Below are 12,804 nucleotides of genomic sequence, written 5' to 3'. Positions count from 1 at the left end.
CCCTAGCAGCCGAGCAGTCGGCCACCCAGGTACGACTGGATCTGGTCCAGCGACACGCGCTCCTGCTTCATGGTGTCGCGCTCGCGCACCGTCACCGCGTTGTCGTCGAGGGTGTCGAAGTCGACGGTGACGCAGAACGGCGTACCGATCTCGTCCTGACGACGGTAGCGGCGGCCGATGGCACCCGCGTCGTCGAACTCGATGTTCCAGTTCTTCCGCAGGTCGGTCGCCAGGCCCTTGGCCTTCGGCGAGAGCTGCGGGTTGCGGGACAGCGGCAGGACGGCGACCTTGACCGGCGCCAGGCGCGGGTCGAGGCGCATGACCGTGCGCTTCTCCATGACGCCCTTGGCGTTGGGCGCCTCGTCCTCGTTGTACGCGTCGAGCATGAAGGCGAGCATGGCGCGGTTCACGCCCGCCGCCGGCTCGATGACGTACGGGAACCAGCGCTCGCCGGCCTCCTGGTCGAAGTACGAGAGGTCCTGGCCGGAGGCCTCGGAGTGCGCCTTGAGGTCGAAGTCGGTGCGGTTGGCCACACCCTCCAGCTCGGAGAACTCGTTGCCGCCGAAGTTGAAGCGGTACTCGATGTCAGTGGTGCGCTTCGAGTAGTGGGACAGCTTCTCCTTGGCGTGCTCGAACCAGCGCATGTTGTCCGGGTTGAGGCCCAGGCCGGTGTACCAGTTCCAGCGCTGCTCCATCCAGTACTCGTGCCACTGCTCGTCCTCGCCCGGCTTGACGAAGAACTCCATCTCCATCTGCTCGAACTCACGGGTCCTGAAGATGAAGTTGCCGGGCGTGATCTCGTTGCGGAAGCTCTTGCCGGTCTGGGCGATACCGAACGGCGGCTTCTTGCGCGAGGTCGTCTGCACCTGGGCGAAGTTGGTGAAGATGCCCTGGGCGGTCTCCGGCCGCAGGTACGCGACGGAGCCCGCGTCCTGGGTCGGGCCGAGGTGCGTCTGCAGCATGCCGGAGAACTGCTTGGGCTCCGTGAAGGCGCCCTTGTTGCCGCAGTTCGGGCAGTTGATGTCGGCGAGACCGTTGGCCGGCGGACGGCCGTGCTTGGACTCGTACGCCTCCTCCAGGTGGTCCGCGCGGTAGCGCTTGTGACAGGAGGTGCACTCGGTCAGCGGGTCCGAGAACGTCGCGACGTGGCCGGACGCCTCCCAGACCTCGCGCGCCAGGATGACCGACGAGTCGAGTCCGACAACGTCGTCGCGCGAGGTGACCATGGAGCGCCACCACTGGCGCTTGATGTTCTCCTTGAGCTCGACGCCGAGCGGCCCGTAGTCCCAGGCGGCCCGCGAGCCGCCGTAGATCTCACTGCACGGGAATACGAAGCCTCGGCGCTTGCTCAGGCTGACGATGGTGTCGATCTTGTCGGCGGCCACGGTGCTCTCTTCAGTACGACGAAGCGGTCAGTTGCCCCAGGTTACCGGCGGGCCCTGTCCCCATATCAAATCGGTTCCGGCGGAACTCCAGGGATCGAGGGCAATTGACAATCGTTTCCACTTCAGATGAAAATGAGTGTCATGAACAAACGCCACCGTCTGATACCCGCCGCCGTCGCCGGAACCGCCGCCCTGGGCCTGCTCACACTGAGTGCCTGCTCGGCTTCGGACGCCGCGGACGGCGTGGGGAGCAGCGGGAAACTGAAGGTCACGGCGTCCTTCTACCCCATGGAATTCCTGGCGAAGGAGATCGGCGGCGACCACGTCGCCGTGACGGCGCTCACCAAGCCGGGCGTCGAGCCGCACGATCTGGAGCTCACCCCGCGGCAGACCGCCGCCCTCGGCAAGGCCGACGTGATCGTCTATCTCAAGGGCCTGCAGCCCGCCGTCGACGAGGCCGTCAAGCAGTCCGGTGTGAAGAACACCGCCGACGCCGCCTCGCTGACCACGCTCGAGGAGCACGGCACCGAGGTCGACGGCCATGCGCACACCACCGGCGACAACCACTCCGGCGAGGGCGAGGGCGAGGGCGAGGCCGGCGCTGACCCGCACATCTGGCTCGACCCGGTGAAGTACGCCGAGGTCGCCAAGGGCGTCAACGCCACGCTCGCCAAGGCCGACCCGGACAACGCCGCCACGTACCAGAAGAACACGGACGTGCTGGTCAAGAAGTTGGACGCGCTGAACAACCAGTTCAAGGACGGTCTCAAGAACCGCGCCTCCGACACCTTCATCACCACCCACGCGGCCTTCGGCTACCTCGCCGAGCGCTACGGCCTGGTCGAGGAGGCCATCGGCGGCATCGACCCCGAGGCCGAGCCCAGCGGCGCCCGCATCAAGGCTCTGCAGCAGCTCTCCGCGAAGCACCACGTCTCGACGGTCTTCTTCGAGACGCTCGCCAGCAACGCCACCGCCAAGACCCTGGCCGGCGACCTGAAGCTGAAGACCGATGTACTGGACCCCCTCGAGGGCATCACCGACAAGTCCAAGGGCACCGACTACTTCGAGGTCCAGCAGAGCAACCTCAAGGCTCTGCAGACGGCACTCGGCAGCAAGTGAAGGACGCGATGACCGAGCAGATGACGGAGCACCTGGTGAAGGAGGCAGGCATGACGGAGGCGGACAGGGAGCCGGTCCCGGTCATATCCCTGCGCGGGGCGACGGCCTCGCTCGGATCCCGGCCCGTACTGCGCGGGGTGGACCTGGCGGTCGGCCGCGGCGAGGTCGTCGCGCTGCTCGGCGCGAACGGCTCGGGCAAATCGACGGCGGTCCGCGCCGTCGTCGGCCAGGTGCCGCTCAGCGAGGGCCGTCTCGAGCTGTTCGGCACCCCGCTCAAGCGCTTCCGCGACTGGGCCAGGATCGGCTACGTCCCGCAGCGCACCACCGCCGCGAGCGGCGTGCCGGCGACCGTCCGCGAGGTCGTCTCCGCCGGCCGGCTGGCCCGTACCCGGCTGCGGCCGCTCGGCCGGGCCGACCGCGCGGCGGTCGACCGGGCGCTGGAGCTGGTCGGTATGGCCGACCGCGCCAGGGACTCCGTCAACGCGCTGTCCGGCGGGCAGCACCAGCGGGTGCTCATCGCCCGCGCGCTGGCCGTGGAGCCCGAACTGCTGATCATGGACGAGCCGATGGCGGGCGTGGACGTCGCCAGCCAGGAGATCCTGGCCGGCACCCTGCGCGAGCAGGTCGCGGGCGGCGCCACCGTGCTGCTCGTCCTGCACGAGCTCGGGCCGCTGGAGCCGCTGATCGACCGCGCGGTGGTACTGCGGGACGGCTGCGTCGTCCACGACGGACCGCCGCCGCGCGCCGTCGGCCAGCACGCGCTGCCCGGCCACGACCATGTGCACCCGCACGCCGCACACGACGCCGAACCGATCAGGACGGGGCTGCTGAGCTGATGGACATCCTCGACTACGCCTTCATGCAGCGGGCCCTGATCGCGGCCGTCCTGGTCGGCATCACCGCCCCCGCCATCGGCATCTACCTCGTCCAGCGCCGCCAGGCGCTGATGGGCGACGGCATCGGCCATGTCGCGATGACCGGCGTCGGCCTGGGTTTCCTGCTCAACGCCAGCCCCATCTGGATGGCCACCGCCGTGGCCGTCGTCGGCTCCGTCGCCATCGAGCTGATCCGCTGGTACGGCAAGACACACGGCGACATCGCTCTAGCGATGCTGTTCTACGGCGGCATGGCCGGCGGCGTGATGCTGATGAGCATGTCCGACACGGGCTCCAACGCGAACCTCGTCACGTACCTCTTCGGCTCGCTCAACACCGTCTCACCGCAGGACGTCACGACCATCTGCGTGCTCGCCGCGTTCGTGGTGCTCGTCACAGTCGGGCTGCGCCGGCAGCTCTTCGCGATCTGCCAGGACGAGGAGTTCGCCCGCGTCACGGGGCTGCCGGTCCGGCTGCTGAACCTGCTCGTGGCGGTCACCGCCGCCGTCACCGTCACCGTCGCGATGCGCGTCGTCGGCCTGCTGCTCGTCAGCGCCCTCATGGTCGTCCCGGTCGCCGCGGCCCAGCAGCTCTCCCGCAGCTTCGCGATGACGTTCGCCCTGGCCGTCCTCATCGGTGTGACGGTGTCGCTCTCCGGAGCCGTCACGTCGTTCTACGTGGACGTTCCGTCGGGACCGACGATCGTTCTGCTGGCCATCGCCATCTTCATCGCCCTGGCCCTGCTCGCCGGTCCGCTCGCAAGAAAACGGGCCCGAGGTTCCGCTGCCGCCGCGGAACGGTGCACCCTGGAGGTACCCGCCGCGCGCGTCCCCCAGGACGACGTTCGGGTTTAGGCCCTGTGGCCTGACACAATGACGACCGACCGGACATCTGGACGGTGACGGTGACGACCGAGAAGGAGGCGTCGGTGACGACCACCAAGCCCCCCGTGCAGGGCCGATCGACCCGGCAGCGCGCTGCCGTCGCCGCCGCGCTCGACGAGGTCGAGGAATTCCGCAGCGCCCAGGACCTCCACGACCTTCTCAAGCACCGCGGCGACTCCGTCGGCCTCACCACCGTCTACCGCACGCTGCAGTCCCTCGCCGACGCCGGCGAGGTCGACGTGCTGCGCACGGACGACGGCGAGTCCGTCTACCGCCGCTGCTCCGACGGCCACCACCACCACCTCGTCTGCCGCATGTGCGGCAAGGCCGTCGAGGTCGAGGGCCCGGCCGTCGAGAAGTGGGCCGAGGCCATCGCCACCGACCACGGCTTCGTCAACGTCGCCCACACGGTGGAGATCTTCGGCACCTGCGCCGAGTGCGCCACCGCGGCTCCCCCGAAGGACGCCTGACCGCTGCGCGGTCCCGCACGTCATAGCAAAGCCGATGGTCCGCCGCGGGTAGGCGGCGGACCATCGGCTTTCGTGCTCAGCCGCGACGCACGCCCTGCTCAGCCGCGCTTATCGGCGTCCGGGACGAGGTCGTTCGGGAGGGCGCCGCCGAAGCGGCGGTCGCGGGAGGCGAATTCGTGGCAGGCGCGCCAGAGGTCGCGGCGGTCGAAGTCGGGCCACAGGACGTCCTGGAAGACCATCTCGGCGTAGGCGGTCTGCCAGAGCAGGAAGTTGGAGGTGCGCTGCTCGCCGGAGGGGCGGATGAAGAGGTCCACGTCCGGCATGTCCGGGTAGTACAGGTACTTCGCGAAGGTCTTCTCGTTGACCTTGGAGGGGTCGAGCTTGCCGGCCTTCACGTCCGCCGCCATGGCGGCGGCCGCGTCCGCGATCTCCGCTCGGCCGCCGTAGTTGACGCAGAAGTACAGCGTCATGGCGTCGTTGTCCTTCGTCTGCTCCTGGGCGACCTGGAGCTCCTGGACGACGGACTTCCACAGCTTGGGCATCCGGCCCACCCAGCGGATGCGGATGCCGAGCTCGTCCATCTCGTCGCGGCGGCGGCGGATGACGTCCCGGTTGAAGTTCATCAGGAAGCGCACCTCGTCGGGCGAGCGCTTCCAGTTCTCGGTCGAGAAGGCGTACAGGGAGAGGTTCTTGACGCCCAGCTCGATGCTGCCCTTGAGGACGTCGAGGACGACGGACTCGCCGACCTTGTGGCCCTCGGTGCGCGGCAGGCCGCGCTCCTTCGCCCAGCGGCCGTTGCCGTCCATGACGATGGCGACGTGCTGCGGCACCAGCTCCCCCGGGATCTTCGGGGGCACCGCACCGGACGGGTGTGGGTCCGGAGTCCGGTACTCCGGTCGGGAACGGCCCAGAATCCCGCGACGTGCCATGCGCGTTGCCTCTCCTACATCTCGGTACTGCGTACTGCTCGGTCCACCGCGCGCTGCCGCGCGCTACTTCTCGACGAACTTCAGCGACCGCAGCCCACGCTCCAGGTGCCACTGCAGATACGCCGCGACCAGCCCGCTGCCCTCCCGGCAGAAGTGCGGCTCGCAGGCGTCCGCCGTCTCCCAGTCCCCGCCCAGCAGCGCGCCGAGCAGTTCCAGGGACTCCCGTGAGGGTACGACGCTTCCCGGCACACGGCACTCGGCGCAGACGACTCCTCCCGCCCCTACCGAAAAGAACCGATTCGGCCCGTCCATACCGCATTTGGCACAGTTGTCGAAGCTCGGCGCATAGCCGTTCACGGCCAGTGAGCGCAGCAGGAACGCGTCGAGGATCAGCCGTGGCTGGTGCTCGCCCGCCGCCAGGGTGCGCAGCGCGCCGACGAGGAGCAGGTACTGCTGGACGGCCGGTTCGCCCTCGTGGTCGGTGAACCGTTCCGCCGTCTCCAGCATCGCCGTGCCGGCGGTGTAGCGGTCGTAGTCGGCCGCGATGGCGCTACCGTACGGAGCGATCGTCTCACCCTGTGTGCACAACGGCAGCCCGCGTCCGACGAGTTCCCCGCCCCGCGCGAACAACTGCACGTCGACATGGCTGAACGGTTCCAGCCGCGCCCCGAACTTCGATTTCGTGCGGCGGACCCCACGGGCCACCGCCCGCACCCGCCCGTGTCTGCGGGTGAGCAGCGTGATGATCCGGTCCGCCTCACCCAGCTTCTGGGTGCGCAGCACGATGCCGTCGTCGCGGAACAGACTCATACGGCCCATTGTCCCGTACGGGAAGGGGCCTCCGGGCACCCTGGCCCGTGCAGCGACCGCTGTGCCCCGGTACGGGCTCCGAGCGGCTCGTACCGGGGCGCAGCAGGACGGTCAGACGAACAGGACGGAGCGCAGCTTCAGCCGCTCGGAGCCGTGGCCGGTGAAGGGCCGCAGCCGGTAGGAGTCACCCTCGCAGCCGGGGTCGGTGAAGACGACGGCGGTGGCGTCGGTGCGGTTCAGCGGAGAGTGCGCGGGCGAGCTCGACGACGGGTCGGCGACCTCGGGGAGGGTGATGCACTCCCGGTTCGGCGGGTTGTCCAGGGTGGCCGACTGTGGGCTGCCGTCCAGGCCGGAGTACGTGTAGACGAAGGTCCCGTCGGCCGCGTCCGCCGGGGCGGACAGGGTCAGGACGAGGGCGAGGGCGCCGAGGGACGCGGCGACCGAATGACGAATGCGCATGGGGACAGGCTCCTGTGAGAAGGCGTACTGGACGCCTGAGCCCTTCCGTCGATGCGCCGGCGTTGCACCTCACCGACCTGCGGAAACGATTCACTGTCACCCGGACGGCCGCGCCCGGGGGCGCGCCGCCCGGCATCCGGAGGCTGTGTCAGGACGGTGCGCCCGCGGCCTCGGCGAGGAGCCGGTCGGTGTCCCCCGCGGGCAGCGACAGACAGCGGCCGACCGCGACCAGCGCCTCCCGCTCGGCGGGAAGGTAGGGACCGTCGGCGAGGGCGATCCGCGCGCCCTGCAGCAGGATCCGTTCTCGCCCCTGGGGCGCGAGGTGCGCGGAGAGCGGCTCCAGGGCCTCGTGGAGCTCGATGGAGAGCCAACTGCCGCAGCCGTCGAGGGCGTCGGCGAAGGAGTCGGGGCCGAGGGCGTCGGCGGCGCCGGGGAACCGGCCCGCGTCGGCGACGATCGCCGCCAGCAGTCCGAGGAGCTGGTCCTCCGTGCAGTCGGCGAAGCCGGCGGCGCGCACCGCGCGCACGGCTTCCTCCCGGGCCGGCCGGCCCGTGGCCCCGCCCGCCGTCAGCACGGCGAGTGCGACGGTGTGGACGGCGTCGCGCAGCATCGCGGAGAACCGGGCCGTCGTGGGGTGGTCGAGCGTCTCGGCACCGAAGTGCCCGTGGCAGCCGCTGCATTCAATGACGACACCGGCCGGTCCCCGCGTCAGCAGGGGAACGTTGAGCACGGTGAGGCGCCGCGTGCCGCTGCGCCGGTGATAAGCACGGTCGCCACCGCAGTCGGGGCAGAAGAACTCGCCGTCGTCCTCGGTGTGCCATGCGGTGCGCACACCCCAGAAGCACAGCCCTCGCAGCTGAACCACGTTGCACCCTCCGGCGTTTCGTCCCGGTACGCACCGATCCGGCACGCACATGTGCGTAACGCCTCGGCAACGGTGCCGTTACTGCTGCCGTGATGTTAGCCACACCAATGACGCGCAGTCAGTACCGCGTAAGGGGGGATTTCCGGATCGGCCGCCTCCGCACGGAGTCGTAGCAGGTCACAGCGGGTCGGCCCGGGAAGAGGATTGACGTGATCTCGCTGTTGGCCGGCACCCCTGCGGCCGGTGGGCACAGGACAGGGGTTTCCGGGCGTACCGGGCACGTTCCGGGGTCCGTTCCGCCCAGGTCCCCGGACGCGCCAACGGCCGCGGCGGGCCTGTGAAGGCCGCCGCGGCCGTTGCCGTAGGAGTTCGTCCGCGAGCCGGCCGGACGGGCTCAGGAACGGATGTACTCACCCGAAGGCGTCACTCAGCGGGCCGCCCGGTTGACGGCCGAGACGACCGCCTTCAGGGAGGCGCGCGTGGTGTTGGGGTCGATGCCGATGCCCCACAGCACCTTGCCGTCGATCGCGCACTCGATGTACGACGCCGCCCGGGCGCTCGCGCCCTCGCTCAGCGTGTGCTCGGTGTAGTCCAGCAGCCGCGCGTCGATGCCCACCGAGGACAGTGCGTCGAAGAACGCGGAGATCGGACCGTTGCCGCGACCGTTGAGCACCGTCGCGACACCGTCCACGACGGCTTCCACGGTCAGCGCGTCGCCGCCGTCGGTCGTGGTCTCGGCCTGGGCGGAGCGCAGTTCGATGCGGCCCCAGGCGTTCTCCGTCGTCGGCAGGTACTCGTCGCGGAAGGACGCCCAGATCTCGGCGGGCGTGATCTCGCCGCCCACGTCGTCGGTCCTGGTCTGAATGATCTTGGAGAACTCGATCTGCATCCGGCGCGGCAGGTCCAGCTTGTGGTCGTTCTTGAGGACGTACGCGATACCGCCCTTGCCGGACTGCGAGTTGACCCGGATGACGGCCTCGTAGGAGCGGCCGACGTCCTTCGGGTCGATCGGCAGGTACGGGACCGCCCACGGGATCTCGTCGACGGTCTTGCCGGCGGCGGCCGCGTCGGCCTCCATCGCCTCGAAGCCCTTCTTGATGGCGTCCTGGTGGGAGCCGGAGAAGGACGTGTAGACCAGGTCGCCCGCGTACGGGTGGCGCGGGTGGATCTCCATCTGGTTGCAGTACTCGGTGGTGCGGCGGATCTCGTCGATCTGCGAGAAGTCGATCTCCGGGTCCACGCCCTGGCTGAACAGGTTCATGCCCAGGGTGACCAGGTCGACGTTGCCGGTGCGCTCGCCCTGCCCGAACAGGCAGCCCTCGATCCGGTCCGCACCCGCCATGATCGCCAGCTCGGCGGCGGCCACCGCGGTGCCCCGGTCGTTGTGCGGGTGCACCGACAGGCACACGTTCTCGCGGCGCGACAGGTTGCGCGACATCCACTCGAAGCGGTCGGCGTGCGTGCTGGCGGCGGAGCGCTCGACGGTCGCCGGCAGGTTCAGGATGATCTCGCGGCCGGCCTCCGGCTGCCAGACGTCCATGACGCCCTCGCAGACCTCCAGGGCGAAGTCCAGCTCGGTGTCGGTGAAGATCTCCGGGCTGTACTGGTAGCCGAAGACCGTGTCGGAGCCCAGGATCTTCTCCGCGTACTCCATGACCAGCCGCGTGCCGTCCACGGCGATGGCCTTGACCTGCTCCTTGGTGCCGCGGAAGACCACCCGGCGGAAGACCGGCGCGGTCGCGTTGTACAGGTGCACGGTGGCCTGGCGGGCGCCGACCAGCGACTCGACGGTCCGCTCGATCAGCTCCTCGCGGGCCTGCGTCAGGACGGAGATCGTCACGTCCTCGGGGATCGCGCCCTCTTCGATGATGGAGCGCACGAACGCGAAGTCGGTCTCGCCGGACGACGGGAAACCGACCTCGATCTCCTTGTAGCCCATCTTCACCAGCAGATCGAACATCGCCCGCTTGCGCGCCGGGGACATCGGGTCGATCAGGGCCTGGTTGCCGTCCCGCAGGTCCGTGGAGAGCCAGCGCGGCGCCTTGGTGATCCGCGCGTTCGGCCAGGTGCGGTCGGCGATGTCGACGGCGTCGTAGGGCGCGTACTTGTGGATCGGCATCGAGGTGGGGCGCTGGCGCACGCTCGCCGCCGTGATGGGCGTGGGGCGGCCTACGGAATTCGCGGGGTTCTGGGACATCTGCGGTGGGCTCCTCATGGGTCCGGCTCCAGTACGGCCGACGGCGATGCGCACGCCAGAACTCCGCGGGGAGGGGGTCGGCCTACGACTACAGGCCCTCGCCGCGGCAGCTAAGGAGAAGCAGCCCGAAACGCATGATGTGGACGACCATAGCCGAGCCCGCTCGGAAATCGCACCCGAAGCGCGCTCCCTCTCAGTATGCAAGACGAGTGGTTCTGTCCAGTAAAAACATGATCTTCCGTCCCTTTTCAGTAATCATCGTTGCAAGCAGTGACAGTCCCGTCGCCACGTGCCACATTGCCGCCATGGACGCGACACCTACTTTCTGCACGATCATTCCTCCGCACGTCCTCGACAAGATGGCCACGTCCGAGGACCGCGCACTCTCCGATCTCGGCCGCCGCACCCTGGAACGGGATGCCTACGAGCGCACTCACCGCCGGCTGACCACCGTCATCGGCGCTCCTTCCATCGCCGGCGCGATCGTCTCCGACCAGCCGAAACGCACGATCTTCGACGCCAAGCACCAGACGGCGCTCCCGGGCCGGAAGTGCCGCGGCGAGGCCGACAAGGACAGCAAGGACCAGACCGTCAACCGCGCGCACGCGGGTCTCGGCGCCACCTTCGAGCTGTACCTCAAGGCGTACGGGCGGCACTCGATCGACGACCAGGGCCTGCCGCTCAACGCGACCGTGCACTACAGCCAGGGGTACAACAACGCCTTCTGGAACGGTGAGCAGATGGTGTTCGGGGACGGCGACGGCGAGATCTTCCTCGACTTCACCCTGCCGATCGACGTGATCGGCCACGAGCTGACCCACGGCGTGACCCAGTACACGGCGAACCTGACCTACTTCGGCCAGTCGGGCGCGCTCAACGAGTCGATGTCCGACGTGTTCGGCTCGCTCATCAAGCAGTACTCGCTGCAGCAGACGGCCGATACGGCCGACTGGCTCATCGGCGCCGGACTGCTCGGCCCGAACATCCACGGTGACGCGCTGCGCTCGATGAGGGCGCCGGGCACGGCCTACGACGACCCCCAGCTCGGCAAGGACCCGCAGCCCGGCAGCATGGACCAGTATGTGACGACCGGCCGTGACAACGGCGGCGTGCACATCAACTCCGGCATCCCCAACCACGCCTTCTACCTGGTGGCCGAGTCCCTCGGCGGGTATGCCTGGGAGAAGGCCGGGCAGATCTGGTACGACGTGCTGACCGGCGGGGAGATCTCCACGAAGGCGACGTTCGCCGAGTTCGCCCGGCTGACCGTCTCCGCCGCTCAGGCGCGGTTCGGGGAAGGTGAGGCGCACCAGGCCGTACTGAAGGCGTGGTCGCAGGTCGGCGTCCCGACGTCGACGGGCAATGGCGCGGACCTCCCGCGCTAGACCTGACGGCCGGACGGCACGTGGGGTCACGAGGGCTGAGGAGCACCGTGCGCATTGAAGTCATCCGTTCCGGCGGCTTCGCCGGAATCGAGCGTCGGGCCGTGCTGGACACCACCGGCCGGCCCGATGCCGCTCATCTGCACGGTGTGGCCCTTGAGGCCGTCGAGCAGGGCGGTTCCGCGCCGGACCGCGGGGTGCCGGACGGTTTCCACTACGAGATCACCGTCGACGGCCGCACCGTCCACTGCGCGGACCCGCACCTGACGGACGCGCAGCGCGATCTGATCCAGACGGTGCTCAAGGAAGGTGCGTGACGGGTGGCCCCGAACGCCGGCCGGCGTTCGGGGCCACGACCGTCAGAACCCGAGCTTGCGCAGCTGCTTCGGGTCGCGCTGCCAGTCCTTGGCGATCTTCACATGCAGATCGAGGAAGACCGGCGTGCCGAGCAGCGCCTCGATGTGCTTGCGCGACTTGGTGCCGACGTCCTTGAGGCGGGCGCCCTTGGGGCCGATGATGATGCCCTTCTGGCTGGACCGCTCGATGTAGATGTTGGCGTGGATGTCGAGCAGCGGCTTGTCCTTCGGCCGGTCCTCGCGCGGGATCATCTCCTCGACGACGACCGCGATGGAGTGCGGCAGCTCGTCCCGTACGCCTTCGAGCGCGGCCTCGCGGATCAGTTCCGCGACCATGATCTGCTCGGGCTCGTCGGTGAGGTCGCCGTCCGCGTAGAGCTGCGGGCCCTCCGGGAGCAGCGGGATGATCAGGTCGGCGAGCAGGCCGACCTGGACATCCGCGACGGCCGAGACGGGGATGATCTCCGCCCACTCGATGCCCAGCTCGCGGCCGAGCTCCGCGATCGCGAGCAGCTGCTCACGGAGCACCTTGTCGTCGACCAGGTCCGTCTTGGTGACGATCGCGATCTTGGGGGTCTTGCGGACCCCGGCGAGCTCCTTGGCGATGTACTTGTCACCGGGGCCGAGCTTCTGGTCGGCCGGCACACAGAAACCGATCACGTCGACCTCGGCCCAGGTCGAGCGGACCACGTCGTTGAGCCGCTCGCCCAGCAGCGTGCGCGGCTTGTGCAGTCCAGGGGTGTCGACGAGGATCAACTGCGCGTCAGGGCGGTGCACGATGCCGCGCACCGTGTGCCGGGTGGTCTGCGGCCGGCTTGAGGTGATGGCGACCTTGATGCCGACGAGAGCGTTCGTGAGGGTCGACTTGCCCGCGTTGGGGCGGCCGACGAAGCATGCGAAGCCGGACCGGTGGACGGCCTCGGAGGACTGGGGACTGGCGCTCATGCGGCCCATTCTCCCCGATCGCGGCGGGCCCGGGTCACACCGGCACCCGTGAACCCGGGCGGCGGCCGGATGTGAGCTGCCGGAAACTCCTCCGCAACACGAAACACGGCGGAAACACGTCTGCCCAC

At 69.2% G+C, this 12,804-nt stretch carries 13 protein-coding genes; 6 read left to right on the top strand and 7 right to left on the bottom strand.

Annotated elements, in window-relative coordinates:
* Nucleotides 1-2 precede the first annotated feature (2 nt).
* Entirely contained in the window at nt 3-1,385 is a 1,383-nt protein-coding gene (locus C6N31_RS09685; protein WP_138353206.1) for a glycine--tRNA ligase, read from the bottom strand.
* Nucleotides 1,386-1,526: 141 nt separating this feature from the next.
* Here C6N31_RS09685 and C6N31_RS09680 point away from each other — a divergent pair, with 141 nt between their 5' ends.
* The 4 genes from C6N31_RS09680 (at nt 1,527) to C6N31_RS09665 (ending at nt 4,733) form a co-directional block, all read left to right on the top strand.
* Nucleotides 1,527-2,504: a metal ABC transporter substrate-binding protein gene (locus C6N31_RS09680; protein WP_138353205.1), complete on the top strand. Its 978-nt coding sequence runs from the start codon at nt 1,527-1,529 to the stop codon at nt 2,502-2,504.
* A 50-nt stretch (nt 2,505-2,554) separates the two neighbouring features.
* The gene (locus C6N31_RS09675; RefSeq protein WP_138353258.1) at nt 2,555-3,340 is read left to right on the top strand and encodes a metal ABC transporter ATP-binding protein; all 786 of its coding nucleotides are present in this window, start codon (nt 2,555-2,557) and stop codon (nt 3,338-3,340) included.
* Complete coding sequence (locus C6N31_RS09670) at nt 3,340-4,233, top strand: metal ABC transporter permease (protein WP_138353204.1); 894 nt, start codon at nt 3,340-3,342, stop codon at nt 4,231-4,233. The genes C6N31_RS09675 and C6N31_RS09670 overlap by 1 nt, the downstream gene beginning before the upstream one ends.
* Before the next feature lie 74 nt (nt 4,234-4,307).
* Nucleotides 4,308-4,733, top strand: coding sequence for a Fur family transcriptional regulator (locus C6N31_RS09665; RefSeq protein WP_138353203.1), 426 nt, complete (start codon nt 4,308-4,310; stop codon nt 4,731-4,733).
* 98 nt (nt 4,734-4,831) lie between these two features.
* Here the strand turns inward: C6N31_RS09665 and C6N31_RS09660 are convergent, their stop codons facing one another.
* The 5 genes from C6N31_RS09660 to leuA all read right to left on the bottom strand — a co-directional run bounded on the left by C6N31_RS09660 (nt 4,832) and on the right by leuA (nt 9,993).
* Nucleotides 4,832-5,662 carry an isoprenyl transferase gene (locus C6N31_RS09660; RefSeq protein WP_138353202.1) on the bottom strand — a complete coding sequence of 277 codons (831 nt, stop codon included), beginning with the start codon at nt 5,660-5,662 and terminating at the stop codon, nt 4,832-4,834.
* Nucleotides 5,663-5,725: 63 nt separating this feature from the next.
* Nucleotides 5,726-6,472, bottom strand: a complete 747-nt coding sequence (gene recO / locus C6N31_RS09655) for a DNA repair protein RecO (protein WP_138353201.1) — start codon at nt 6,470-6,472, stop codon at nt 5,726-5,728.
* Between the two features lie 111 nt (nt 6,473-6,583).
* On the bottom strand, nt 6,584-6,931 hold the full coding sequence (locus C6N31_RS09650) for a hypothetical protein (RefSeq protein ID WP_138353200.1): 348 nt from the start codon (nt 6,929-6,931) through the stop codon (nt 6,584-6,586).
* Nucleotides 6,932-7,079: 148 nt separating this feature from the next.
* The gene (locus tag C6N31_RS09645) at nt 7,080-7,847 is read right to left on the bottom strand and encodes a TerB family tellurite resistance protein (protein ID WP_138353199.1); all 768 of its coding nucleotides are present in this window, start codon (nt 7,845-7,847) and stop codon (nt 7,080-7,082) included.
* A gap of 376 nt (nt 7,848-8,223) precedes the next feature.
* On the bottom strand, nt 8,224-9,993 hold the full coding sequence (gene leuA, locus C6N31_RS09640) for a 2-isopropylmalate synthase (RefSeq protein ID WP_381585325.1): 1,770 nt from the start codon (nt 9,991-9,993) through the stop codon (nt 8,224-8,226).
* Nucleotides 9,994-10,298: 305 nt separating this feature from the next.
* Here leuA and C6N31_RS09635 point away from each other — a divergent pair, with 305 nt between their 5' ends.
* Nucleotides 10,299-11,378, top strand: a complete 1,080-nt coding sequence (locus C6N31_RS09635; RefSeq protein ID WP_198357395.1) for a M4 family metallopeptidase — start codon at nt 10,299-10,301, stop codon at nt 11,376-11,378.
* Nucleotides 11,379-11,425: 47 nt separating this feature from the next.
* A complete protein-coding gene (locus tag C6N31_RS09630; RefSeq protein WP_138353196.1) occupies nt 11,426-11,692 on the top strand; it encodes a protealysin inhibitor emfourin in 267 nt (88 codons plus the stop codon).
* Between the two features lie 42 nt (nt 11,693-11,734).
* On the opposite strand, the gene era is transcribed toward C6N31_RS09630, so the two are convergent.
* Nucleotides 11,735-12,685, bottom strand: a complete 951-nt coding sequence (gene era / locus C6N31_RS09625; RefSeq protein WP_138353195.1) for a GTPase Era — start codon at nt 12,683-12,685, stop codon at nt 11,735-11,737.
* Nucleotides 12,686-12,804: the final 119 nt, after the last annotated feature.

Source organism: Streptomyces fildesensis (assembly GCF_016107395.1).
Classification (GTDB): domain Bacteria; phylum Actinomycetota; class Actinomycetes; order Streptomycetales; family Streptomycetaceae; genus Actinacidiphila; species Actinacidiphila fildesensis.
Note: the sequence above shows the minus strand (reverse complement) of the source record. Positions and strands in the feature narration are given on the sequence as shown.